The 22,751-nt window shown below is 63.0% G+C and carries 24 protein-coding genes; 3 read left to right on the forward strand and 21 right to left on the reverse strand.

From position 1 onward, the window contains the following. Nucleotides 1–7: 7 nt before the first annotated feature. The 19 genes from nuoF to MRUB_RS09570 form a co-directional block, all read right to left on the reverse strand. Nucleotides 8–1,324 (reverse strand): NADH-quinone oxidoreductase subunit NuoF, encoded by a 1,317-nt coding sequence (gene nuoF, locus MRUB_RS09485; RefSeq protein ID WP_013014128.1) that lies wholly within the window; start codon nucleotides 1,322–1,324, stop codon nucleotides 8–10. Next, the gene (locus MRUB_RS09490; RefSeq protein WP_015586847.1) at nucleotides 1,321–1,872 is read right to left on the reverse strand and encodes an NADH-quinone oxidoreductase subunit NuoE family protein; all 552 of its coding nucleotides are present in this window, start codon (nucleotides 1,870–1,872) and stop codon (nucleotides 1,321–1,323) included. Before MRUB_RS09490 ends, nuoF begins: the two co-directional genes overlap by 4 nt. 50 nt (nucleotides 1,873–1,922) lie before the next feature. Then, nucleotides 1,923–3,170: an NADH dehydrogenase (quinone) subunit D gene (gene nuoD / locus MRUB_RS09495; RefSeq protein WP_013014130.1), complete on the reverse strand. Its 1,248-nt coding sequence runs from the start codon at nucleotides 3,168–3,170 to the stop codon at nucleotides 1,923–1,925. Next, nucleotides 3,170–3,793, reverse strand: a complete 624-nt coding sequence (locus tag MRUB_RS09500; RefSeq protein WP_013014131.1) for an NADH-quinone oxidoreductase subunit C — start codon at nucleotides 3,791–3,793, stop codon at nucleotides 3,170–3,172. The genes nuoD and MRUB_RS09500 overlap by 1 nt, the downstream gene beginning before the upstream one ends. A gap of 16 nt (nucleotides 3,794–3,809) precedes the next feature. Continuing rightward, nucleotides 3,810–4,349 (reverse strand): NuoB/complex I 20 kDa subunit family protein, encoded by a 540-nt coding sequence (locus tag MRUB_RS09505; protein ID WP_013014132.1) that lies wholly within the window; start codon nucleotides 4,347–4,349, stop codon nucleotides 3,810–3,812. Between the two features lie 32 nt (nucleotides 4,350–4,381). After that, nucleotides 4,382–4,741: an NADH-quinone oxidoreductase subunit A gene (locus tag MRUB_RS09510; RefSeq protein WP_013014133.1), complete on the reverse strand. Its 360-nt coding sequence runs from the start codon at nucleotides 4,739–4,741 to the stop codon at nucleotides 4,382–4,384. 253 nt (nucleotides 4,742–4,994) lie between these two features. Then, a complete protein-coding gene (locus MRUB_RS09515; RefSeq protein WP_013014134.1) occupies nucleotides 4,995–6,134 on the reverse strand; it encodes a phenylacetate--CoA ligase family protein in 1,140 nt (379 codons plus the stop codon). A gap of 81 nt (nucleotides 6,135–6,215) precedes the next feature. Then, nucleotides 6,216–6,521, reverse strand: a complete 306-nt coding sequence (locus tag MRUB_RS09520) for a TFIIB-type zinc ribbon-containing protein (RefSeq protein WP_013014135.1) — start codon at nucleotides 6,519–6,521, stop codon at nucleotides 6,216–6,218. A gap of 131 nt (nucleotides 6,522–6,652) precedes the next feature. Then, nucleotides 6,653–7,360: a PucR family transcriptional regulator gene (locus MRUB_RS09525; RefSeq protein ID WP_013014136.1), complete on the reverse strand. Its 708-nt coding sequence runs from the start codon at nucleotides 7,358–7,360 to the stop codon at nucleotides 6,653–6,655. A gap of 3 nt (nucleotides 7,361–7,363) precedes the next feature. Beyond that, nucleotides 7,364–8,602 carry a Zn-dependent hydrolase gene (locus MRUB_RS09530; RefSeq protein ID WP_013014137.1) on the reverse strand — a complete coding sequence of 413 codons (1,239 nt, stop codon included), beginning with the start codon at nucleotides 8,600–8,602 and terminating at the stop codon, nucleotides 7,364–7,366. A gap of 102 nt (nucleotides 8,603–8,704) precedes the next feature. Continuing rightward, nucleotides 8,705–9,790 (reverse strand): ABC transporter substrate-binding protein, encoded by a 1,086-nt coding sequence (locus MRUB_RS09535; RefSeq protein WP_013014138.1) that lies wholly within the window; start codon nucleotides 9,788–9,790, stop codon nucleotides 8,705–8,707. A gap of 134 nt (nucleotides 9,791–9,924) precedes the next feature. Continuing rightward, entirely contained in the window at nucleotides 9,925–10,893 is a 969-nt protein-coding gene (locus tag MRUB_RS09540) for an ABC transporter permease (protein ID WP_013014139.1), read from the reverse strand. A 2-nt stretch (nucleotides 10,894–10,895) separates the two neighbouring features. After that, nucleotides 10,896–11,819: an ABC transporter permease gene (locus MRUB_RS09545; RefSeq protein WP_013014140.1), complete on the reverse strand. Its 924-nt coding sequence runs from the start codon at nucleotides 11,817–11,819 to the stop codon at nucleotides 10,896–10,898. Beyond that, nucleotides 11,819–12,583, reverse strand: coding sequence for an ABC transporter ATP-binding protein (locus MRUB_RS09550; protein WP_241476970.1), 765 nt, complete (start codon nucleotides 12,581–12,583; stop codon nucleotides 11,819–11,821). The genes MRUB_RS09545 and MRUB_RS09550 overlap by 1 nt, the downstream gene beginning before the upstream one ends. A gap of 68 nt (nucleotides 12,584–12,651) precedes the next feature. Continuing rightward, the gene (locus tag MRUB_RS09555; protein ID WP_013014142.1) at nucleotides 12,652–13,296 is read right to left on the reverse strand and encodes a LysE family translocator; all 645 of its coding nucleotides are present in this window, start codon (nucleotides 13,294–13,296) and stop codon (nucleotides 12,652–12,654) included. A 58-nt stretch (nucleotides 13,297–13,354) separates the two neighbouring features. Continuing rightward, nucleotides 13,355–13,507, reverse strand: coding sequence for a hypothetical protein (locus tag MRUB_RS15935; protein WP_013014143.1), 153 nt, complete (start codon nucleotides 13,505–13,507; stop codon nucleotides 13,355–13,357). Continuing rightward, on the reverse strand, nucleotides 13,508–14,887 hold the full coding sequence (hydA, locus tag MRUB_RS09560) for a dihydropyrimidinase (RefSeq protein ID WP_013014144.1): 1,380 nt from the start codon (nucleotides 14,885–14,887) through the stop codon (nucleotides 13,508–13,510). Nucleotides 14,888–15,023: 136 nt separating this feature from the next. Continuing rightward, nucleotides 15,024–16,409: an NAD-dependent dihydropyrimidine dehydrogenase subunit PreA gene (gene preA, locus MRUB_RS09565; protein ID WP_013014145.1), complete on the reverse strand. Its 1,386-nt coding sequence runs from the start codon at nucleotides 16,407–16,409 to the stop codon at nucleotides 15,024–15,026. A 17-nt stretch (nucleotides 16,410–16,426) separates the two neighbouring features. After that, on the reverse strand, nucleotides 16,427–17,749 hold the full coding sequence (locus tag MRUB_RS09570) for an NAD(P)-dependent oxidoreductase (RefSeq protein WP_013014146.1): 1,323 nt from the start codon (nucleotides 17,747–17,749) through the stop codon (nucleotides 16,427–16,429). A gap of 284 nt (nucleotides 17,750–18,033) precedes the next feature. Here MRUB_RS09570 and MRUB_RS16230 point away from each other — a divergent pair, with 284 nt between their 5' ends. From MRUB_RS16230 to lon, 3 genes are all read left to right on the forward strand, one after another. Next, complete coding sequence (locus MRUB_RS16230; RefSeq protein WP_024050280.1) at nucleotides 18,034–18,156, forward strand: hypothetical protein; 123 nt, start codon at nucleotides 18,034–18,036, stop codon at nucleotides 18,154–18,156. Nucleotides 18,157–18,185: 29 nt separating this feature from the next. Then, nucleotides 18,186–18,401, forward strand: coding sequence for a hypothetical protein (locus MRUB_RS09575; RefSeq protein WP_013014147.1), 216 nt, complete (start codon nucleotides 18,186–18,188; stop codon nucleotides 18,399–18,401). 187 nt (nucleotides 18,402–18,588) lie between these two features. Then, entirely contained in the window at nucleotides 18,589–20,970 is a 2,382-nt protein-coding gene (gene lon, locus MRUB_RS09580) for an endopeptidase La (RefSeq protein ID WP_013014148.1), read from the forward strand. Between the two features lie 101 nt (nucleotides 20,971–21,071). On the opposite strand, the gene MRUB_RS09585 is transcribed toward lon, so the two are convergent. Both MRUB_RS09585 and MRUB_RS09590 read right to left on the reverse strand, forming a co-directional pair. Next, nucleotides 21,072–21,338, reverse strand: coding sequence for a hypothetical protein (locus MRUB_RS09585; protein WP_013014149.1), 267 nt, complete (start codon nucleotides 21,336–21,338; stop codon nucleotides 21,072–21,074). Nucleotides 21,339–21,348: 10 nt separating this feature from the next. After that, entirely contained in the window at nucleotides 21,349–22,707 is a 1,359-nt protein-coding gene (locus MRUB_RS09590; RefSeq protein WP_013014150.1) for an NAD(P)(+) transhydrogenase (Re/Si-specific) subunit beta, read from the reverse strand. Nucleotides 22,708–22,751 lie beyond the last annotated feature (44 nt).

Genomic DNA, 22,751 nt, shown 5'->3' on the forward strand with positions numbered 1-22,751 from the left:
CCCTACCTCACCCCCAGCGGCTCCCCAGGCGCTCGACCGGCCTGCCCTGTTCTACAGCTTCCACAAACTGGTGGCGGAAGTGCTTGAGGCTGCCACGCACCGGCCAGCAGGCCGCATCGGCCAGCGCACAGAAGCTGCGGCCCTCGATCTGGTCGAGCATGCTCTCCAAAAGCTCCACATCGCCTTTCTGGCCCTGTCCGGTTCCGATCTTCTCGAACAGGCTCACCATCCAGCCCGAAACCCCCTCGCGGCAGGGGGTGCATTTGCCGCAGGACTCGTGGCCGTAGAAGCGGGTTATGTTCCACATAGCATCCACCATGCTCATGCTGGCCGGGATGCCGATCACCCCCCCGGTGCCCAGCAGCGAGCCCTTGGCGCTGATGGACTCGTAGTCCATGGGGGTATCGAGGATTTCGTCGTTCCAGGGCAAAGGCGGGCAGGAAGAGCCCCCCGGAATAATGGCCTGGATGGGCTCGGTGGGGCCCCCGGCCCAGTCGAAGAGCAGCTCGCGGAAGGTGGTGCCCAGGGGCAGCTCGTACACGCCGGGGCGCTTGAAGGGGCCCGAGACCTGGAAGAGCTTGTGGCCCTTGGACTTTTCGGTGCCCATGCTGGCGAACCAGTCGGCCCCGCGCTCGATGATGTGCACCACCGAGCAGAGCGACTCCACGTTGTTGATGGTGGTGGGCATCCCCCACAGGCCGGCCTGGGCCGGGAAGGGGGGCTTCATGCGGGGGTTGGCCCGCAGGCCCTCGAGGGAGTTCATCAGGGCGGTCTCCTCACCGCAGATGTAGGCCCCGGCCCCCCGGTGCACATACAGGTCGAAGCTAAAGCCGGTGCCCATCACATTCTGACCCAGGTAACCCGCCGCATAGGCCTCGCGAATCGCCGCGATAAGCCGGTCGTAGGCCCGGCGGTACTCGCCGCGGATGTAGATGTAGCCCTTGCTGGCCTGGATCGCCACCCCCGCAATCATCATGCCCTCGATAAGCTGATGGGGGTCGTCTTCCATCAGGTAGCGGTCTTTGAAGGAGCCCGGCTCCGACTCGTCGGCGTTGCAGACGATGTAGTGCTGCTTGCCGGTGTTTCTGGGCATGAAGCTCCACTTGAGCCCGGTGGGGAAGCCCGCCCCACCGCGCCCGCGCAAGCCGGACTTCTTGACCTCCTCGATCACCCAGTCCTGGCCCTGGGCGATGGCCTTGCGGATGGCCTGGTAGCCGCCGTGGGCCAGGTAATAGCTGAGCGTCCAGGAGTTGGGCTGGCCCACGTGTTTGTAGAGGGTCTTCTCGAAACGGGGGTCTTTCCCGCTCACGATGGGGCCGGTCATGCGCCCACCTCCTCCCCACGCACGTGCACCTCGTGCCCCACCTTGCCGGGTAGGGCGATCTCCTCGAGCTTCTTCCCTTCCCGCAGGCCCTGCAAAAGCGCGTGCAGCCGGGCCTTGGTCACGCACTCCACATAGGGCTCGTCGTTGACCTGGATCACCGGCGCGGTGTGGCAGGAGCCCAGGCACTCCACCTTCTGAATGCTGAAGAGCCCGTCAGGGGTCACCTCCCCGCGCAGGATGCCCAGCGTCTCGACCAGCTCATCCCACAGCTCGTCGGCCCCGCCAATGGCGCAGCTCAGGGTGGCGCACACCTGCAGGTGGTACTTGCCGGTGGGCAGGGCCTGGTAGTAGCTGTAAAAGCTCATCACGCCCGCAACCTCGGTCGCGGTGATGCCTAAGATTCGGGCGATCTCCTCCTGGCGCTCAGGGGAGATCCAGCCCTCGTCCTGCTGTACCCGCCGCAGCATGGGCATGAGGGCCGCCCGTCGGTCGGGGTACTGCGCGAATACCTCGTTTAACCAGTCTTGCTTATCGTCGAAAAATCCCATACGCCTCCGCATCATCGGGGGCCTAGACTCGCCAGACCCCCGCGAAAAACTCACCGATCCACGTCCCCCATCACCGGGTCCAAGGATGCGATTACCACCACCATGTCGGCCATCTGCACGCCCTTGCAAGCATAGGGCAGGCTTTGCAGGTTCACAAAGCTGGGCGCCCGCACCTTGACCCGGTAGGGCATGGAACCCCCGTCGGAAACGATGTAGTAACCGAGCTCACCCCGCGCGCTCTCGGTGGGCACGTAGACCTCACCCAGGGCCGGGTGGAAGCCCTCGGTGACCAGCTTGAAGTGGTAGATTACCGCCTCCATCGAGGTCTCCAGCAGGTGGCGTGGTGGCAGCGAGATCTGCGGGTTGGGGTCGCGGATGGGGCCTGGCCCGAGGGCCTCGAGCCGCTCCACGGCCTGCCGGATGATCTTGACCGACTCGCGCATCTCGAGGATGCGGATCACCATCCGGTCAAAGACATCGCCCCCGGTCAGCACCGGGACGTCGAAGTCGTAGGTCTCGTAGCCCGCGTAGGGATAAGCCTTGCGCACATCGTAGTTGACCCCCGAGGCCCGCAGGCTGCCCCCGGTAAGGGAAAGGTTGATGGCCACCTCGGGGGGGATCACCGCCACACCGCGGGCGCGCTCGTAAAAGATGGGGCTTTCCCGGAACAAAGCCTCGTACTCGTCGATCCGGGCCGGCATCTGCGCGATGAACTTCTTCACCTCGCCCAGAAACTCCGGCGGCAGGTCTTCCTTGAGGCCGCCAATCCGGATGTAGTTATGGTGGAAGCGCTGCCCCGAGACCCATTCGAAGAGGTCGAGCACCGCCTCGCGCTCGCGGAAGGCGTAGAAGAACGGCGTCAGCGCACCAAAGTCCAGCAGGCCCGTCCCCAGGAAGACCAGGTGCGAGGCGATGCGGGACAGCTCGTTGAGCATCACCCGGATGGCCTGGGCCCTGGGGGGCACCTGGGCCCCCACCAGCTTTTCCACGCTCAGGGCGTAGGCCAGGTCGTGGCTAAAGCTGTGCAGGTAGTCCATGCGGGGGGTGTAGGTGATGCACTGCGTGTAGGTGCGGTGCTCCATGTTCTTCTCGAAGCCGGTGTGAAGGTAGCCGATGTGGGGGGTCAGGCGCAGAATCTGCTCCCCTGAGAGATCCACCACCACCCGCAGCACCCCGTGGGTTGAGGGGTGCTGGGGCCCCACGTTGAGGGTCATGACCTCGGATTTCAGCTCCGGCGCATCGGCGATATCGTAGGCCTCCACCGAGGGGCTGTGTAGCTTTTGCGGGTCGCGCACCATCAGTTGCCTCCCTTCACAACCTTCTGCACCTCAGCGGCCACATCCTGGTAACCCTTGCGGGTACCCCCCCGCCAGCCGGTCATGCCGCCTTTATCGCCGGACAGGCCGGCCCGGAAAGCGTCGGGATCAATGAAGCGGCCCTCCTTGAACAAAGTGGGGGTCTCGCCCAGGGGGAAGTCCTTGCGCAGGGGGTGGCCTTCCAGGTCTTCGGGGGTCAGGATTTTGCGCAGGTCGGGGTGGCCCTCGAAGCGGATGCCCAGCAGGTCGAAGACCTCGCGCTCGAGGTAGTCAGCCCCCATCCATAGATCGGTCAGACTGGGCAGGCTGGGGTTGGCCTCGGGCACATACACCCGGATGAAGACCCGGCTGCCATCGCCCCCCTGGTAGCCCGGCAACGAAACCAGCTCATAAACCACGCAGAAACGCTCCGGTTTGGGTTGGGGGTATTTCAGGTAGTCAATGCCCACCACGTCGGCCAGGTAGTTCCAACCCTGGCTTTTGAGCTGGGTCAGCAAGGCCTTGAACTCGCCGCGGGGCACCACCACCCAGGTGTTGCCGTGGGCCTCCTCGATGGCCCAACCGTTGGCTTGAGCCTGTTTTTTTAGCTCGGTCAGCTTTTGCATGTCCACCTCGAGCGCCCTAGCGCTTCCAGGCCTCCACCTTGGGCAGCTTGCGACCCTGGTCGTCGCGGGCCTTGCCCTGGATTTTTTTCTGAAGCTGCATCACCGCATAGATGAGGGCCTCGGGCCGGGGCGGGCAGCCCGGCACAAACACATCCACCGGCACCACGCTGTCCACGTTCTGCACGATGGCGTAGTTATTGAACATCCCCCCCGAGGAAGCGCAGGCCCCCATCGAGATGACCCATTTGGGGTCGGGCATCTGGTCGTAGACCCGGCGCATCACCGGGGCCATTTTCTTGGAGAGCCGCCCGGCCACGATCATCACATCGGCCTGACGGGGTGAGGCCCGGAAGACCTCGGAGCCAAAACGGGATAGGTCGTTGCGGGCGTCGGTCGAGGCCATCATTTCGATGGCACAGCAGGCCAGGCCAAAGGTCGCCGGCCACAGGCTGTTCGAGCGCCCCCAGGCAATGAGCTTCTCGAGGGTGGTAAACAAAACCCCCTCGTTTTCCAGTTCCTGCACGTCTTTTGTAAATAAGTCTGCAATGGTTGCCATTCAAAACCCCCTTTGTCTTCGGGCTGGGCCCACTAGTGCCATTTCATCACGCCCTTGTACCACTCGTACAAAAACCCCACGAACAACAAAAGCGTGAAGGCCAGCAGGCCGAAAAAGCCCACCACACCCACGGTACCGGCGCTCACCGCGTAGGGCCACAAAAAGGCCACCTCCACATCGAAGATGATGAACAGCATCGCCACCGCGTAGAAGTGCACCGGGAAGCGCTTGACCTCCCCGGCGGGGTCGTTGCCCGACTCGTAGGGCATCAACTTGAAACGACCGCCCTTTTTAGGGCCCAGCAGGGCCCCCACCACGGTTGCCAGCACGGCAATGCCGACGGCAACAGCCAAGTACACCAGCAGAGCCTGATACTCACTAATCGGTGACATGCGCCTCCTCTTAACTTAGGGTGGTCGAGCTTGTGCCCATCTTCACGAGGCCTGGTAAAGCCCGCACTGCCCGACCGACTGTCGCCAACATCTTACACTTCCACCTTCCCGACGCAACCAGGTTGTTACTTAGAAGATAGTTTGGAACAAGGGCAAACATTGTAGAAAAATCTACCGTGCCCCGGCCAGCCAATGGCCCAAAGCATTGCCCTCCCAGGCTCATTGCGCTGGGAGGGGTTCGCAGAAGAGATTTTTAGTAGCGCTTATCCACCAGCGGCGGCCCTTCCAGGGCGGGGTCGGCCTGAATCTCGTCCAGGCGGATGCCGGTGGCCTGCTGCAAGGCCGGGCCAAGCTGGGGCGGCACCGCCTCGGCCTTGATGCGCAGGGTGAGCTTGTCGGTGCCCCCTTCTTTGGTTTCCACCACCAGTTGGGCACCGCCGCGGGGGTCAATGCCAAAGGCCATCAGCAGGGGAGCCAGTTCGGTGGGGTAGAGCTTGACCCCCTTCACCTTGACCATCAGGTCGGTGCGCCCAATCACCCCCCTGGGCAGGCAGAGCCGCCCCTCAGGGCGCAATACCACCGCCAGATCGCCGGTGCGGAAGCGGATCATGGGCATCAGGGTGCGCGAGAGCGAGGTCACCACCATCTCCCCTTTTTCGCCCTCCGGGGTGGGCTCGAGGGTCTCGGGGTCGAGCACCTCGATAATGGCCATCTCGGGGATTTCCCACAGCCCGTTTTTTTCCAGCCCCTCCCCGGCCACCACCCCCAGCTCCGAGGTGCCGTAGGCGTCAACCGCAACCCCGCCAATGGCCTGCTCGAGCTTCTCGCGGTAGCCCGGCACCGAGGTAAAGGGTTCGCCACCGGCCATCAAAAGCTCAAACCGGCCCCCGGCCTGGGCAATCTTCATGGCAAAGCTGGGGTTAGCGACCAGAATCTCGAAACCGTACTGCTGCTGTAGCTGCACGATGCGCTCGGCCTCGCCGGGGCCATGCGGCAAAACCATCGCACCGGCCCGTTGCAGGGCCTCGTGAAACAGCCAGCCGCCGGCAAAAATGTGGTAGCCAAAAGCCACCAGGGCTTTCTTGCCGGCCACCCCCAGGCGCTGCATCTGGGCCGATAAAGCCTGGGCCTGGTACTCCACATCCTCGGCGGAGAGGTACTCGGGCATCCAGCCGATGGCCGGGCTCGGGGTCAGGTGCATCAGGGCTGCGCCTTTGGGGGGCTGGGGGTTCGACTGGATATAGGCCAGCCACTCCTGCCGGGTGGTGAGGGGCAGGCTGGCAATACGCTCAGGGGTCAGGCTCTGGACGTCTACATTGCTGAGTTTTTGGGCGTAAACGGGGTGCTTTTGCGCAGCAGCAACCACGGTGCGAAGGCGTTGGACTCGATCCATAGCAGGGCTCCTTTTCTGTACGCACCGATTATACGGCTTACCACACCCTGCAGTCGGCCCCAGCTAAGGTTGTCGGGAAATTTAGTCGAACAGGTCAAAAAGCCGGCCCAGCTTGCTTTTCTTCTTACCGTGGCGCTTGTAGTACTCGTCGTCGTCGGTGTCGTAGGGGTTGCGGTGATGGGTGGGCGGGGGGGCGTACTGCTGGCGGTAGCGCTCGATCTCGGCCTCGTATTCCTGTTCGTACTGGCGCACCTGGCCCAGCAGTTTTTCCATCTCACCGCCATCGAGCCAGACACCCCGGCACTTGGGGCAGACGTCTATGTGCACACCGTTGCGCTGGATTTCGTTCATTCCGGTCTGGCAGTTTGGGCAGATCAGCAGGGGCATAGATTCCTCCATCTCCAGCCTGCCAGAAATTGCGCCCAGCGATGGGGGTGGGGCGGCTATTCAAGCGGCGGACTTTACCCTACAGTGGTGAAGTAAAAACGCCCGATAAGCACTCATAAAACTCATACGGCTTAGCGCTTGAGCAGCTCCAGCGCCACCCACAAGCCCAGCCGCCGTTCGGGGCTCTCGAGGTCGCCCAGCATGCCCCTGAGCTGCTCGAGGCGGTAGTAGATGCTCTGCCGGCGCACCCCCAGCCGGCGGGCGGTCTCAGCGATGTTGAACTGCGAGGCCAGCAGGGCTTCCAGGGTAGCCAGCAGGGTGCTGCGGGGCCGGCTGGGCAGGTTCAGAATGGCCCCTAGCTGGCGCTGCAGAAAGCTGCGGTCGCGGCCGGTCTCGACCAGGGCCTCCAGGAGCGAGTCCAGCAGCGGCTCTTCCCTATCCACCGCCGGGCGCAGAATGCGCTCGTGGGCCGCGCGGGTCAGGTCGGCAAAGCGCACCTCGCTGCGAAAAACCAGGATGGGGAATTGCAGCATTCGGGCGGTTTGCAGCATCTCCGGGGGCACCTCGGTGAGCCACTGCACCAGCTCGAGGCCGAGCCCCCCCACCCCGGCCTCGGCCAGCGAGCGCACATAGGCCACCTGGGCCTCGGGCGTGCTGCGGGAGAGCTCGAGGCCAGTGGAAAGCACCAGCTCACCCCCCGACAGCAGCCGGGCCACGTCCAGCACCTCGGCCACGTGCACCCAGGTGATGGGGGCCTCGAGCCGAGCCTGCCCCGAGAGCAGTTCCGCCCCGGCAAAGGCGGGAAGCTCGAGAATCTGGCGCAGGGTGGGCAGGTGCATACCCTACTGCTTGGCAATCCAGTGCATGGTCTTCTCGGCCAGCCGATCCAGGGCCTGCACCGCGAGCTCGAGGTGTTCTTCTTTGGTGTCCTCGATTTTGTTGTGGCTGATACCGTGCAGGCTCTGCACGAACATCATCACCGTGGGAATGCCAGCGCGGGCCACCTCGGCGGCGTCGTGCAGGGGCCCCGAGGGCAGGCGGTGCGAGACCCCGGCCACCTCGCGGATGGCCTGGTCGCAGAACTCGATCAGGTCGGGGTGGAACAGGATGGGGTGAATCCGCCAGATGGTGCTCCACTCCGGCTCCGGCAGTCCCCCCTCGCGGGCGAAGCGCTGGCTGGCTTTTTCGGCTTCGAACTTGAGCCGGGCCAGGGCCTCGGCGTCGAGGTGGCGCTGGTCGAGGGTGATGGTGCATTCCGCCACCACGCTGGTCACAATCCCCGGTTTGGTAACGCAGCTCCCGATGGTGCTAACCCCTCCGTTGCGGTCGGTAATGTTGTAGATCTCGGAGGCCATTTTGCCTGCGGCCAGAAAGGCATCCTTGCGCTTATGCATGGGCGTGGAGCCGGAGTGGGCGGCCTGGCCCCTAAAGGTGATGGCGTGGCGCTCGACTCCAAAGGTTCCCAGCACCACCCCCAGGGGCAGGCCCATATCCAGCAGCACCGGGCCCTGTTCGATGTGGAGCTCGAGGTAGGCTGCGGCGTTTTTCTGCTCACTCTGGGCCTCGAGCATCCTATCCATCTCCACCCCGCAGCGCCGCAGGGCCTCCTCCAGGCGGATGCCGTCCTTGTCGGTGCGGTCTTTTTCCAACTCGGGCTCGAGGGTGCCCGAGAAGGCCGAGGAACCCAGCAGGCTGCGGCCAAAGCGGGCCCCCTCCTCGTCGGCCCAGTCCACCAGCCGCACCGTGACCGGGGGGTTCCCCTGGTACTCCTCGGCGATGCGGCGCAGAACCTCGAGGCCCGCCAGTACGTTCAAGCAGCCATCCAGCCAGCCCCCGCCCGGCACCGAGTCCAGGTGGCCGCCAATCAGCAGGGCCTTTTCGCTTTTGCCTTTGAGCGTCACCCAGTTGTTGCCGGCGGCGTCGTAGTGCTGCTCCACCGGTAGGCCCTCCAGCTTGCGGTTAAACCATTCGCGCGCCTTGAGCCAGGTATCGCTCCAGGCCACCCGCCAGGCGCCGTTTTCGTCGGCGGTCAGTTCGCGCAGCTCCTTAAGTTCGGCGATGGTTCGTTGGGGGTTTAGCATGGTTGTCTCCAGGAAAGCGATCTGTTTGGATAGCCTTGGGGTGAAATAGGGGCGACGCGCTGGCCGCCCCTCTGGCACGATTGTCTTTGGCTCAGGTACGGGTTATTTCCAGTCTCGAGCCCGCTTACCGGTGGCGGCTTCCCAGGGGCCGTAGTCCACGGTGGCCGCCGGGGGGTCTTTGGTCAGGATGCCCTGCTCGCGCAGCAGGCGCACCGAGGCCTGGTAGTCGGCAGGCACCAGGAAGCCGGCCCAGCCTTTGGTGGTGGCCCCGGCGTTGTAGAGCTTGGCGATCTCGGCCATCTGCCAGGTCTGGTGGCCCTTGGCGTCGGCGCGGGTGCCGGAGCCTTTGCAGGTGTTGCCGCAGAAGGGCAGCACATACTTTTCGACGGTCTCGGCCTGGTTGGCCACCGCCCAGTTCCAGCCCTGGATGGAGGCCCGAATCAGGCGCGCGGCCACCTGACGGCCCGTGAGGCCCGAACCCTTGAAGTTGCGGTCATTCAAAACCCGTTCGGTGGTAAAAATCAGGTCTTCAAGCAGGTTGATACCCTCATCGGCCAGCTTGAACACATCCACCTTGGTCTCGTCGTAGCCCAGCCCGGCGATCTGGTTGACCTCGTTATAGGTCATGGCCGAGACCAACTGCACCTTGTCGGGGAAGACCAGGGCCGGGTCGAAGGGGTAGCTCACCGCGGTGACATCGGGGTTGGTTACCCGGGGGTCCAGCGAGCTGGTCAGGCCGCACTTGCGGAACAGGGCCACCGCCGGGTACTCGTTGCCGGAAGGCCAGACCCCCACGCTCTTACCCTTGAGGTCTTTGCACAGGTCCTTGATGCCGGTGGATTTCAGCGCCACCAGCGTAAAGCCCGAGCGCTGGAAAATCTGGGCCAGGTGCACCACCGGAATGCCGCGCTCCCGAGCGGTGAGCAGGTCGGCAATCCAGGTGGTGCCGAAGTCGGCCGCGCCGGACTGCACCACCTGAATGGGGGACTGGTCGCCCGCCGGTAGCAGGGTTACATCCAGCCCCTGGGCCCGGAAAAAGCCCCGTTCTTTAGCCACAAAGAAACCAGCAAACTGGGCCTGCGGAAACCACTTGAGCTGCAGGTTTACCTTCACCAGGTTTTGCTGGGCGCTCGCCAACGACGCCAGCAAGAAAACTGCCAGTACCCAAACGACCGACCACTTCTTCATCCTTGCCTCCTTTTGTGCCAGAACGACTTCAGATGGTAGCCTACTGCACCTTACAACCCTTTCGTCAAGCGCGCTCTTGTCACCCCCTCACTGGATAAGTTGCAGGTAGAGCTGCGGTTCATCCAGCACCCCTGCTAGCGGAAAGATACGTGCCATCCCGTAAACCTACGCTCGAGCCACGCCACCAGGCCATACCAGGCGATGCCAATCACCGAGGCCACAATGATGGCCGACCAGACGATGTCGAAGCCAAAACGCCCGGCCTCGATCTGGATGCGAAAGCCCAGCCCCTGGCCGTTGGCCCCAAAGAACTCGCCCACGATGGCCCCGATCATGGCCAGGGTCGTACCCAGCTTGAGGGCGTTGAAGATGAAGGGCAGGGCGTTGGGCAGGCGCAGCCAGCGGTACTGCTGCACTTCCCCGGCGGCGTACGAGCGCATCAGGTCGAGTGAGAGCGGGCTGACCTCGGTCAGACCCCGGAAAGTGTTCACCACCATGGGAAAAAACACCGTAATAGCCACGATAACCGCCTTGGAGGGCCAGTCAATCCCGATCATCTTGACCAGCACCGGGGCCAGGGCCACTATCGGGATGCTGCTAAAAAGCGCAGCGTACGGCAGAAGTCCCCGCTCCAAAAACACATACCGGCTTACCAGCAAGGCCGTAACCAGACCCAGGCTACAGCCGACCAGATAGCCCACCAGGGCCTCCAGCACCACGGTTTGAAACGCGTCCTGCAAAAGCACATCCCGCACCTCCAGCAAGGTGGAGAGCACCCGGCTGGGTGTAGGAATCAGGCCGGGGGGCACCTGGTAGGCCCGCAGCAGGGCCTCGGCGGTCACCACCAGGGCCAGCAGGGTGAGGGCCGCGGGGGTGAAGCCGATGACCGGGTTGGGGGTGTCCACAAACTGCCGGGCCACCCTGGCAATACCCCACACCACCCCCAAAAAGCCGAGGACAATCAGCAGCTTTTGGGAGCCGGAGGCCGGTTCGGTCTGGTGCCACCAGGCCACGATAAACCACAGCAATAGCCCAAACCCCAGCCCCAGCAAAAGCCACCCCAGCCAGTAGCCGCCCAAGACTGCCCGGTATGCTGGGGCCATGTTCAACCCACCCCCTCCCGCCCAGGCAGCCGGGCCTGTTTGGCGTTAGCGGATACCGCTGTGCCTCCAGCGGGGCGCCGCCAGGGCGTAAGCAGGCGCTCGAGCCAGTTCACCAGGGCCACCAGCAAGATTCCCAGCACCGCCGAGGAGAGCATGATCACCCACATCGCCACCACATCCGAGGCCCTCGAGTTCTCCGCTAGCATCTTGCCGATGCCCTGAAAGCTGATGGTGGAGATCTCGGCCACAATGGCCCCAATCAGGGCCGCCGTCATGGCGACCTTGAAGGCCGTAAACAGATAGGGCACCGAGGCCGGGAAGCGCAGCTTAAGGTAGGTCTGCCAGTGGCTGGCGTTGTAGGTTTTCATCAGGTCAAGGGCCATGGGGTCGGGGCTTTTGAGACCCTTGGCCACCCCGATGGTGATGGGGAAAAAGGCGATATAGGCTGCGATGATGGCCTTGGGCAGCCAGCCCTGCACCCCATACTGCCCCAGCAGCACCACCAGCATGGGCGCAATGGCGATAATGGGGACGGTCTGGGAGGCCACAATCCAGGGCAGCAAAGCCCGTTCAAAGGCCCTCGAGGCCACCATCCCTATCGCAAAAAAGAAGCCCACCACCGCCGCCAGCAGCAAACCCACCACCGTCTCGAAGGCCGTCACGGCGGCGTTGACGGGAATGGCGTTGGGTGAGTTGAGGGGAAACATCAGGTTGCCAAAGCCGTTCCAGAGCTGCTGGGGTGAGGGCAGCACCGGGCTCCTGAGCTGGGTTGCACACTCGAAAGCAGTCTGGCAGGGCAGGGCCGCGCCCGTATCCAAGGCCCGCTGCGCTACCGGGATGTTGGCTAGGTACATTAGCGGCCAGTACAGCGCCAGCACCACCAGGGCCACCACCAGCATGGGTACCAGGTTGGGCGAGGTTCGCATCACTCGGTCACCTCGTAGCTGTGGCCTTTGCGCAAAGCCTCACGCACCAGGGTGGCCAGCTCGAAAAAGCGCGTGGTCTCGCGGGTCTCGAAGGTGCGGGGCTGGGGCAGGTCTACCGGTATGACCGTCTCGATCTTGCCGGGGCGCGGGGTCATCACCACGATCCGGGTGGAGAGGAAGACCGCCTCGGGGATGGAGTGGGTCACAAAGATGATGGTCTTACCGGTCTCGCGCCACAGGCGCAAAAGCTCCAGGTTCAGGTTCTCGCGGGTAATCTCGTCCAGGGCGCCAAAGGGCTCATCCATGAACAAAAGCTGCGGGTCGAAAGCCAGGGCCCGGGCGATGGAGACCCGCTGCTGCATCCCGCCCGAAAGCTGCCAGGGGTAGTGCCTGGCGAACTTCTCCAGCCCCACCAAAGCCAGCATCCGCTCGGCCCTGGCCCTGCGCTCCTGCACGGGAAAGTTCATCACCTCCAAGGGCAGCATTACGTTCGAGAGCACATTGCGCCACTCCATCAGGGTGGGGGCCTGGAACACATAGCCGTAGGCCCGGGCCTTGCGGGCCTGCTCGGGGCTTTTACCCCCGATGCGGATGGTGCCCGAAGAGGGCTGGATCAGGTCGGCCAGCAGGCGCAGCAGGGTGGTTTTACCGCAACCCGAGGGCCCAATCAGGCTGATGAACTCCCCCTGGGCGATCTCGAGGTTGGCATCCTTCAGGGCCACGGTTCCGTTTGGAAACACCATCGAGACACCCTGCACCGACACGATGGCCTCTGCCTTAGAACCTTTGGCGGATGACTCTGGAGAGGTATTGGCTTGCATCATGGTCTTCCCTATTTATGCCGGCTGCCGGTCAGGGCTGCGGTCAGGCCCAGCCCAATGTAGATGCCCCCAGTGATCCAACGCTGGCCCTGGGCAAAGCGCACTTCCCTGGTTTTTTGACGCAGCCATGCCCCTAACGAACTCGACAGAAAGGCATACGTACCATCGCTAAAGGTAGCCAGGGCTATGAAAACCAGGCCGAGCAGCAAAAATTGCAGCCAGGCCGCCCCCCGCGCCGGGTCGACAAACTGGGGCAGGAAGGCAAAAAAGAACAGTGCGGTTTTGGGGTTCAGGGCGTTGACCACCAACCCTTGCAGGAAAATTTGCCCTAGAGGCTGGCGTGCTGCTACCGCAAGCTCGAGGGGCTCTCTAGCCAGCCAGGTTCGCAGGCCCAGGTAGACCAGATAGGCCGCTCCTGCATACTTAACCAGGTTGAAAGCCAGGGCGCTCGAGAGCAGGATGGCCGAAAGACCCAGGCTAGCCATCAGCACATGCACCAGGCCCCCGCACTGGATACCCAGCACGCTGGCCACACCCGCCGCGCGCCCTTGCGAAGCGCTGCGGGTAACGATGTAAAGCACCGCCGGGCCTGGAATCAGAAGCAGGGCCAGGCTGGCCAGGGCAAACACCAGCAATTGGTCGGGGGGTATCAGCATCGCATCACCCTCTTGGGAGGGGATTGTACCCGGTTTTGCATAAACATGCATCCACCTCTTATCCCCGCTTGAAGCCTCTTCGGGCCAGCAGCAACAGGAGCCCGCCGACCACCGCAAAAAGCGCCCAGGCCGAACTACCTCCCAGCACCAGCACCACCGCGATCCACAGGCAGATCCCCCCCAGCAAATTCAAGACCCATCTCGGCTTCATCTAGAAGTACATGGGCTCGCGCCGCAGGAGCTTACCGCGCCCCTTCTCCCCTACAAACTGCCCGTCCCGCACCGCCACCTTGCCCCGCACCGTCACCACGCTGGGCCGGCCGTCAATCTCAAAGCCCTCGAAGCCGTTGTAGTCGTTGTTGACGTGCTGGGTCTTGACCGAGATGGTGCCCCGGTACTGGGGGTCGTAGACCACCAGGTCGGCGTCACTGCCCACCGCGATGGTGCCCTTGCGCGGGAACAACCCAAACAGCTTGGCAGCCTTGGTGCTAGCCGCGTCCACAAAGCGGTGAATGTCGAGGTGGCCACGGCTCACCCCGTAGGTGTAGAGCAGGTTCACCCGGTCTTCGATGGCCGGGATGCCGTTGGGAATGGCGGTAAAGGCATCCTTGCCCAGCAGCTTCTGCTCGGTGTCGAAGGGGCAGTGATCGGTGCCCACCGTATCAATGAAGCCCTGGGCCAGCGCATCCCACAGGACTTTGTGGTTGCGCTTGTCGCGCAAGGGGGGCGACATGATGTACTTCATGGCCTCCACCCCACCCCGCTCGGCGTAGGTTTTATCCAGCAGGAAATGAGGTATGACCGATTCGATATAGATGGGCACGCCCCTCGATTTAGCGGCCATGGCCGCATCCAGGGCCGGTTTGCAGGAGAGGTGCACCACGTAGCCGGTGGCCCCGGTGTTCTCGAGGAAGGTCGCAAACCGCGCGGTACCCTCGGCCTCCACCGACTCAGGCCGGCTGGGCTCGTGCCACTCCGGGCCGGTTTTCCCCTCCGACAGCAGTTTTTGCTGCAACTGCCCCACCAGCTCGGCGTTCTCGCAGTGGGCGGTCACAATCACCCCCAGCTCCTTGGCCAGGCGCAGGGTCTGGTACATCTCTCCGTCATCCACGCCAAAGAAGTTTTTGTAGGAGAGGAAAATTTTGAAGGAGCTAATGCCATCGGCCACAATTTCCCGCAGCTGCCCCTCGGTTTTTTCGTCGAACTTGGAGACCGCCATGTGGAAGGTGTAGTCGCAGTAGCTGTTGCCCTCGGCCTTGCTCTTCCAGAGCTGGTAGCCCTCCAAAGTATCGTCGTTGCGGCTGGGGCAGCACATCTCGATGTAGGTGGTGGTGCCCCCCATCAGGGCCGCCTTGGAGCCGGTCTCGTGGGTGTCCTTGGCAAAGGTCGCCATGAAGGGCAGGTAGATGTGCACGTGGGGGTCTATGAAGCCGGGGAACACATACTTGCCGGTGGCGTCTATCACCTCGGTGCCGGGCGGGGCCTCGAGGTTCTGCCCGATGCGGGTGATGGTCTCGCCCTCGGCGTAGATGTCGGCCTTGTACCGGCTGTCCGCGGTTATGATCTCGCCGTTTTTTATGAGCAGTCCCATGGTATAGAGTCCCCCTTTTTACGTCTGGCTATTCCATTATGGGTATCTGAGCCTCGAGAGAGCAAAACAAGCCAAATTTGCTCGCTCCAAACGCTTCGCTTTACTCAAACCCGTGGGTTGTTAGGCTGCCCCCTGTTTAGTGGATCTCAATCCCCACCTCTTCCCGGTACCGCTGCATGGCCTCCCAGTCGGTGCCCACCTCGGGGCGAACCCTGGTCAGCTCGTCCCAGGTGATGGGGGGCCGGCCCGAGGGCAGCTCGACCATCTCGATGCAGCCATCCACCGGGCAGACGTTGTGGCACAGCCGGCAACCCACGCAGTCATCCTCACGCACCACAGGTTGCGGGCGGGTGCTCACCGCCTGGTGCTTCCCGTTGGAACGCGGGTCGTAGCGGTAGGGTTCGACGCGGTTGCCCGCGGCGTCTACCAGGTCAATGCACTGGTGGGCGGTGTCGTTGCAGGCCACATAGCAAAGGTTGCAACGGATGCACTTGTCCGGGTTGATGCGGGCCACCGCCCGGAAGGAGAGGTCGAAGTCCTTGAAGTCGGAGATGCGGGGTAGGCTCTTGCCCACCACATCGGCGATGGTCTTGAAGCCTTTGGCGTCCATCCAGGCATTAAGGCCGTCGATGAGGTCTTCGATGATCCGGTAACCGTAGTGCATGACGGCGGTGCAAACCTGCAAACTGGTTGCGCCCAGCAATAAAAACTCCGCCGCGTCCCGCCAGGTGGAGATGCCGCCCATGCCGCTGATGGGCACCCCGGACTGCTTCACCACCGGGTCCACACCCAGCGAAGACAGCAGGTTAAGGGCGATGGGCTTGACCGCCGGCCCGGCATAGCCCCCGTGCCCACCTTTACCGCCGATGTTGGGGGTGATTTCCAAGGTATCCAGATCCACCCCAATGATGGAGTTGATGGTGTTGATGAGGCTCAGGGCGTTGGCCCCGGCCGCCAGGGCCGCCCGCGCCGGGGGCACCACCGAGGCCACGTTGGGTGTGAGCTTCACGATAACCGGTATTTTGGCTACATCCATCACCCACTGGGTGATCTGCTGGCAGTACTCGGGCACCTGCCCCACCGCACTGCCCATCCCCCGCTCGCTCATACCGTGAGGGCAGCCATAGTTGAGTTCGATGCCGTCGGCCCCGGTATCCTCGATTTTGAGGATGATGTCCCGCCAGGCCTCCGGCGTAGACTCCACCATGGCCGAGACGATTACCGCCCGGTCGGGCCAGTGGCGCTTGACATCGCGAATCTCCCGCAGGTTGACCTCCAGGGGCCGGTCGGAGATCAGCTCCACGTTGTTGATGGCGAGCATCTTCTGGCCCCCATAGTGCCAGGCCCCGTAGCGGTTAGACACGTTCAGCACCGGTGCGCCGATGGTTTTCCAGACCGCACCACCCCAGCCGTACTCAAAAGCCCGGTGGATCTGGGCCCCCGAGTTGGTGGGGGGCGCCGAGGCCAGCCAGAAGGGGTTGGGCGATTTGATGCCTGCGAAGTTAATGCTCAAGTCCGCCATCTGCTTCTCCTTTCAGCTCAGTCGGCGGCAGCCTCGAGGCTGCCAGCAAGCCGCCGATGAATAGCAAAAGCCGCCAGCTTGCCATCCTGCACGGCCATTACCGTCGAGGCCGAGCCCTGCGCCCGGATGCAGTCGCCGCCCGCATACACCCCCGGCAGGCTGGTCTCGAACTCGTGGTTGACTTTGATAAAACCTTTTTCGGTCTCGAGGCCCAGTAGCTTCGCCACAGCCGGCTTCTCCTGCCCGATGGCCTTGACCACCTGGTCGCAGGGCAGCACAAACTCCGAGCCCGGCACCGGCTCCGGTGCCGGCCGCCCGCTGGCGTCCGGCGCTCCAAGCCGCATCCGCACACACTTCAGGCCCGTAACCCGGCCCCCCTCGCTCATCACCTCAACCGGCTGGGTGAGGAAGCGAAACTCGATGCCTTCTTTTTTAGCAAACTCGTACTCGTGGGGGTAGGCCGTCATCTCTTTCTCGCTGCGGCGGTAGACCATGGTGACCCGTTCGGCCCCCAGTCGCTTGGCGATGGTGGCACAGTCCACCGCGGTGTTGCCCGCACCAATTACCACCACCTCCCGGCCCACCTGCAGAGCAGACGGGTTCATTTTGGAGGTCTCAATATAGCTGAGGCCATCCACAATCAGCTCCTCGCCCGGTATGCCCAGTTGAGGCACCGAGCCCAGCCCCACACTCAGGAAGACCGCGTCGTAGGTGTTGCGCACCTCCTCCCAGCTCAAGTTCCGCCCCAGCTCCATCTGGGTTTTGATCTCGACCCCCAGCCGCTTGATCATCTCGGCCTCGGCCAGGGCCACCTCCACCGGCTCGCGCAGCACGATGATGCCGTAGGTGGATAGGCCGTTGGGTAGCGCCCGCTTCTCGAACACCGTTACGCTGTGGCCCAGCTTGGCCAGCTCACCCGCGCAGGTAAGACCCGCCGGCCCGGCCCCAATCACCGCCACTTTTTTGCCGGTGGGCGCCCCAGGCTTGAAGACATCAATCCCCCGCTCATAGACGTAGTCGGTGGCGTAGCGTTGAAGCCGGCCAATCATGATGGGCCTGTGCTCAGCCCCCAGCACACAAGCCCCTTCGCATAGCTCCTCCACCGGACAGACCCGGGCACAGCTAGCCCCCATCAGGTTGGCTTCCAGGATGGTGCGGGCCGAGCCCACCAGGTTTCCGGTTGCGATTTTTTTGATGAATTTGGGGATATCGATATGGGTTGGGCAGGCCTGGGTACAGGGTGCATCAAAGCAGTAAAGGCATCGGTTGGCTTCTACCATCGCCTCGTGATCGGTGAGGGGCGGATGGTACTCGCTCAGAACTTCCTCGGGTTTGATCATCTGCACCTGCCTCCTTTGCCCTTGCGGCGTTAAAAAGCCAAGAACCTTCTCGGTGAAATGTTCACTAAGAAGGTTCGAGCCCTCGCGGGAGCCGATTTAACCTGGAGCCTGGATTGTTAAACGCGAATATACGAGCTAGCCCAGCGCGTTGTCAAGCGTATCAACCTTGTGGTGGATGGGATTTTGAGCTGGGAATAAGCCCAACCCCCCGATTGTGTTTTCAGTTAATCCAAGCTCCGATTTTATGTATTGACTTAAATAGCGATATGCTATATACATATTCCATGTCCATAAAGCGAACTTCCCATAAAAAAGGCCTGGCCAAGGAACTGCTGCTGGACATTGCCACCGGGGTTGTTGCAGCCCTGCTGCTGGTGTGGTTCGTTCGCCTGGCACCCGCCTTTTGAGGCCCACCGGTCGGCTTTAGAATTGCAGCATGTACGAGACGCTCGAGGGCCCGGTCTTGCAGGTTCAGACCATCAGCATCCATGGGGCTGTGTTCTATGAAGTGGTTTTGCAAACCCCCCACGCCCCGCGTCGCCTGCGCTTTCAGGACACTTTTTTACACCCGGGCCCAATCGCTGGAGAGCACCTGCGCATTGAGCTCATTTTAGGCAACGTGCACGATGTGCAGCGCATTGCAGCCCCGTAAAGCCTTGTGTAAGGGCTTGCTTTTGGGCGGAGGCAGGCCAAACTTGAGTGAACTTTGCTCAAGTTCGCTAAGTGTAAGATTTGACCCTATCGGTGAAGCATCACCGTTTAGAATCTGAGTTATATATCGCTCCCATACCGCCGCGAGAGCGACGAATCATAGGCGGAACATAGGAGATAGATACCATATGCGTTTAGAACTACCGGTCATTCCATTGCGAAACACGGTCATCCTTCCCCACACCACCACCCCGGTGGACGTGGGCCGCGCCAAAAGCAAGCGTGCGGTTGAAGAAGCCATGGGGGCCGACCGGTTGATCTTCCTGGTCGCGCAGCGCGACCCGGAGGTTGACGACCCCACCCCCGACGACCTCTATACCTGGGGTGTGCAGGCGGTGGTCAAACAGGCCATGCGCCTTCCCGACGGCACCCTGCAGGTAATGGTGGAAGCCCGGGCCCGGGCCCAGGTCACGGAGTATATTCCCGGCGCTTATCTGCGAGCCCGCGGTGAGGTCTTCAGCGAAATTTTCCCCATCGACGAAGCGGTGGTGCGCGTGCTGGTGGAAGAGCTCAAGGAAGCATTCGACAAGTATGTAGCCAACCACAAATCGCTACGGCTTGACCGCTACCAGCTTGAAGCCGTCAAAGGTACCAGCGACCCGGCCATGCTGGCCGATACCATTGCCTATCACGCCACCTGGACGGTGGCCGAGAAGCAGGAAATCCTCGAGCTCACCGATCTTGAAGCCCGCCTCAAAAAGGTGTTGGGGTTGCTCAGCCGCGACCTCGAGCGCTTCGAGCTTGATAAACGGGTCGCTCAGCGGGTCAAAGAACAGATGGACACCAACCAGCGCGAGTACTACCTGCGCGAACAGATGAAGGCCATCCAGAAGGAGCTCGGTGGCGAGGATGGGCTCAGCGACCTCGAGGCCCTGCGCAAGAAGATCGAAGAAGTGGGCATGCCCGAGGCGGTCAAGACCAAGGCCCTCAAGGAGCTCGACCGGCTGGAGCGCATGCAGCAGGGCAGCCCCGAGGCCACCGTGGCCCGCACCTACCTGGACTGGCTCACCGAGGTGCCCTGGAGCAAGGCCGACCCTGAGGTGCTGGACATCAACCACACCCGGCAGATTCTGGACGAGGATCACTACGGCCTGAAGGACGTCAAAGAACGCATCCTGGAGTACCTGGCGGTGCGCCAGCTTACCCAGGGACTGGATGTGCGCAACAAAGCCCCCATCCTGGTGCTGGTGGGGCCGCCGGGGGTGGGCAAGACCTCGCTGGGCCGCTCCATCGCCCGCAGCATGAACCGCAAGTTCCACCGCATCAGCCTGGGGGGCGTGCGCGACGAGGCCGAGATTCGCGGCCACCGCCGCACCTACATCGGGGCCATGCCCGGCAAGCTGATCCATGCCATGAAGCAGGTGGGCGTGGTCAACCCCGTCATCTTGCTGGACGAAATTGACAAGATGAGCTCGGACTGGCGCGGCGACCCCGCCAGCGCCATGCTCGAGGTGCTCGACCCCGAACAGAACAACACCTTCACCGATCACTACCTCGATGTGCCCTACGACCTCTCGAAGGTCTTCTTCATCACCACCGCCAACACCCTGCAGACCATCCCCCGGCCCTTGCTCGACCGCATGGAGGTCATCGAGATACCGGGCTACACCAACATGGAAAAGCAGGCCATCGCCCGTCAGTACCTCTGGCCCAAGCAGCTCAGGGAATCGGGTATGGAAGGCCGGATCGAGGTGACCGATGCCGCCATTCTGCGGGTGATCTCCGAGTACACCCGCGAGGCCGGGGTGCGGGGTCTCGAGCGCGAGCTGGGCAAAATTGCCCGTAAAGGGGCCAAGTTCTGGCTCGAGGGGGCCTGGGAGGGGCTGCGTACCATCGATGCTGCCGACGTACCCGCTTATCTGGGTATCCCCCGCTACCGCCCCGACAAAGCCGAGACCGAACCCCAGGTCGGCACCGCCCAGGGGCTGGCCTGGACGCCGGTGGGCGGCACCCTTCTGACCATTGAGGTGGCCGCTGTGCCCGGCAGCGGCAAGCTCAGCCTGACCGGCCAGTTGGGTGAGGTTATGAAGGAGTCGGCCCAGGCCGCGCTAACCTATCTGCGGGCCCATACGCAGACCTACGGCCTTCCCGAAGACTTTCATAACAAAGTAGACCTGCACGTCCACGTGCCCGACGGGGCCACCCCCAAAGACGGCCCCAGCGCTGGCATCACCATGACCACCGCCATCGCCAGCGCCCTCAGCCGTCGCCCGGTTCGTATGGACATCGCCATGACCGGCGAGGTTAGCCTGCGCGGCAAGGTGATGCCCATTGGCGGGGTAAAGGAAAAACTGCTGGCCGCCCACCAGGCAGGGATCCACAAAATTGTGCTGCCCAAGGACAACGAGGCCCAGCTCGAGGAGCTGCCCAAAGAGGTGTTGGAGGGGTTGGAGATCAAGCTGGTCGAGGACGTAGGGGAGGTGCTGGAATACCTGCTGCTGCCCGAACCTGCCATGCCCCCCGTGGTGCAGCCTAGCGACAACCGCCAGCAGCCCGGCGCTGGGGCCTAACACCGCTTCCGCTTGAATCCTCCACCTTTAGTAAAAAAGCCCCCACCGGTGGGGGCTTTTTTGGGTTGTTCCAGCCAGAAAGCACCGCAGACAGGTTCTGCTCAAGAACCCAGGGCCTTCCAGAAACGCTCCTGCAACCCGGGCTCCACGCGCAGCCCGCTGCCCTGCTTGCGGCGCACTCGAGGCCGCCCTTGCATGCCCTCGTCGGCCAGCAGGTGGGCCACCTCCTCCAGGGCCTGCCCTAAATCGCGCGTAGGGCGGTGGAAGGTCTCGCGCCGTAACCTGCCCAGGGCATCAAAGTACTCTACCTGCACCGCCGCCCGGCCCTGCTCGAGCCAGACCAGCACCTGATCCAGCCGCGGCTTCACAGCCCTTATCCTAAAGCTTCTTGAGCGACTGCACCAACTGCCCCAGCACACCCTGGGCATCGCCATACAGCATCCTGGTGTTGTCGGCGTAGAACAGCTCGTTTTCAACCCCGGCAAAACCTTTGCCCTGCCCGCGCTTGATAACGATAGCATTCTTGGCCTTGTCTACCTCCAGAATCGGCATGCCATACAGGGGCGAGCCCTTGCGCCGAGCGGCCGGGTTGACCACGTCGTTGGCCCCAATCACCACCGCCACATCGGCCTGGGGGAACTCGGGGTTGATGTCTTCCAGGTCGTAGAGCTTTTCGTAAGCCACCCCGGCCTCAGCCAACAGCACGTTCATGTGGCCGGGCATGCGGCCCGCCACCGGGTGAATGGCGAACTTGACCTCCACCCCCTTGGCCTCGAGCACGTCTGCCAGCTCGCGCAGTTTGTGCTGGGCCTGGGCCACCGCCATCCCGTAGCCGGGCACGAAGATAACCTTGGAAGCGTAGGCCAGCATCACCGCGGCGTCCTCGAGGTCAATGGGCTTGAGGCTGCCCTTGACTTCGCCGCTGTCCTGCTCCACGCCAAAGCCGCCCACCAACACGCTCCAGAGACTGCGGTTCATGGCCTTGGCCATCAAGAGGGTGAGCAAGGTACCGGCAGCCCCCACCACCGTACCCGCCACAATCAGCGCGGCGTTGCCAATGGCAAAGCCTTCAAAACCCACCGCCAGCCCGGTGAAGGCGTTGTAGAGGGAGATCACCACCGGCATATCCCCGCCCCCGATGGGCAAGGTCATCAATACCCCAAAAGCCAGAGCCAGCAGGAAGAAAACCAGAATAAGCGGCCCCGATTCCGTAAAGAGCACCAGCAGGGCCAGCAGCAAGGCCCCCACCCCCACCGCTGTGTTGACCAGCTTTTGGGTCGGGAACTGGATGGGCCGGCTCGACATCAGGCCCTGAAGCTTGGCAAAGGCAATCAGGCTGCCGGTAAAGGAGACCGAGCCGATCAAGGCCCCCAGGATGGCCAGGAGTTTGAGCCCCTGGGCCTCGCCGAACTCCCCGCGCAAAAGCTCAACCGCCGCGATGGCCCCGGCCGCTCCACCGCCCATGCCGTTGTAGATGGCTACCATCTGCGGCATATCGGTCATCTGCACACGCTTGGCGGCAATCCAGGCCACCACCGTACCGATCACGATGGCCAGAATCATCAGACCCTGGTTGTGCAGGCCGGGTACAAAAAACGTCACCAATGTGGCCGCCACCATGGCCACCCCGGCCCAGACCACCCCGCTGCGGGCGGTGTTGGGCGAGGACATGCGCTTCAGTCCCAGAATGAACAGGAAGGCCGTGAGGAAGTAGATAAGCTGAACGAAGTTTTCCATAACCGCGTCGCGCAAGCTGATAGCCGGGCAAGTCCAGGGCTATC

This window comes from Meiothermus ruber DSM 1279, from assembly GCF_000024425.1.
In the GTDB taxonomy this organism is placed as follows: Bacteria; Deinococcota; Deinococci; order Deinococcales; family Thermaceae; genus Meiothermus; species Meiothermus ruber.

Coding starts and splice junctions, on each gene's coding strand:
- MRUB_RS09500 (WP_013014131.1), bottom strand. CDS start 3,793: ATGCAAAAGCTGACCGAGCTAAAAAAACAGGCTCAAGCCAACGGTTGG.
- MRUB_RS09490 (WP_015586847.1), bottom strand. CDS start 1,872: ATGGGATTTTTCGACGATAAGCAAGACTGGTTAAACGAGGTATTCGCG.
- MRUB_RS15935 (WP_013014143.1), bottom strand. CDS start 13,507: ATGAAGCCGAGATGGGTCTTGAATTTGCTGGGGGGGATCTGCCTGTGG.
- MRUB_RS09505 (WP_013014132.1), bottom strand. CDS start 4,349: ATGGCAACCATTGCAGACTTATTTACAAAAGACGTGCAGGAACTGGAA.
- MRUB_RS09545 (WP_013014140.1), bottom strand. CDS start 11,819: ATGCGAACCTCGCCCAACCTGGTACCCATGCTGGTGGTGGCCCTGGTG.
- MRUB_RS09535 (WP_013014138.1), bottom strand. CDS start 9,790: ATGAAGAAGTGGTCGGTCGTTTGGGTACTGGCAGTTTTCTTGCTGGCG.
- MRUB_RS09555 (WP_013014142.1), bottom strand. CDS start 13,296: ATGCTGATACCCCCCGACCAATTGCTGGTGTTTGCCCTGGCCAGCCTG.
- MRUB_RS09530 (WP_013014137.1), bottom strand. CDS start 8,602: ATGCTAAACCCCCAACGAACCATCGCCGAACTTAAGGAGCTGCGCGAA.
- MRUB_RS09510 (WP_013014133.1), bottom strand. CDS start 4,741: ATGTCACCGATTAGTGAGTATCAGGCTCTGCTGGTGTACTTGGCTGTT.
- preA (WP_013014145.1), bottom strand. CDS start 16,409: ATGGCGGACTTGAGCATTAACTTCGCAGGCATCAAATCGCCCAACCCC.
- nuoD (WP_013014130.1), bottom strand. CDS start 3,170: ATGGTGCGCGACCCGCAAAAGCTACACAGCCCCTCGGTGGAGGCCTAC.
- MRUB_RS09590 (WP_013014150.1), bottom strand. CDS start 22,707: ATGGAAAACTTCGTTCAGCTTATCTACTTCCTCACGGCCTTCCTGTTC.
- MRUB_RS09570 (WP_013014146.1), bottom strand. CDS start 17,749: ATGATCAAACCCGAGGAAGTTCTGAGCGAGTACCATCCGCCCCTCACC.
- hydA (WP_013014144.1), bottom strand. CDS start 14,887: ATGGGACTGCTCATAAAAAACGGCGAGATCATAACCGCGGACAGCCGG.
- MRUB_RS09515 (WP_013014134.1), bottom strand. CDS start 6,134: ATGGATCGAGTCCAACGCCTTCGCACCGTGGTTGCTGCTGCGCAAAAG.
- lon (WP_013014148.1), top strand. CDS start 18,589: ATGCGTTTAGAACTACCGGTCATTCCATTGCGAAACACGGTCATCCTT.
- nuoF (WP_013014128.1), bottom strand. CDS start 1,324: ATGACCGGCCCCATCGTGAGCGGGAAAGACCCCCGTTTCGAGAAGACC.
- MRUB_RS09520 (WP_013014135.1), bottom strand. CDS start 6,521: ATGCCCCTGCTGATCTGCCCAAACTGCCAGACCGGAATGAACGAAATC.
- MRUB_RS09540 (WP_013014139.1), bottom strand. CDS start 10,893: ATGGCCCCAGCATACCGGGCAGTCTTGGGCGGCTACTGGCTGGGGTGG.
- MRUB_RS16230 (WP_024050280.1), top strand. CDS start 18,034: ATGTCCATAAAGCGAACTTCCCATAAAAAAGGCCTGGCCAAGGAACTG.
- MRUB_RS09525 (WP_013014136.1), bottom strand. CDS start 7,360: ATGCACCTGCCCACCCTGCGCCAGATTCTCGAGCTTCCCGCCTTTGCC.
- MRUB_RS09575 (WP_013014147.1), top strand. CDS start 18,186: ATGTACGAGACGCTCGAGGGCCCGGTCTTGCAGGTTCAGACCATCAGC.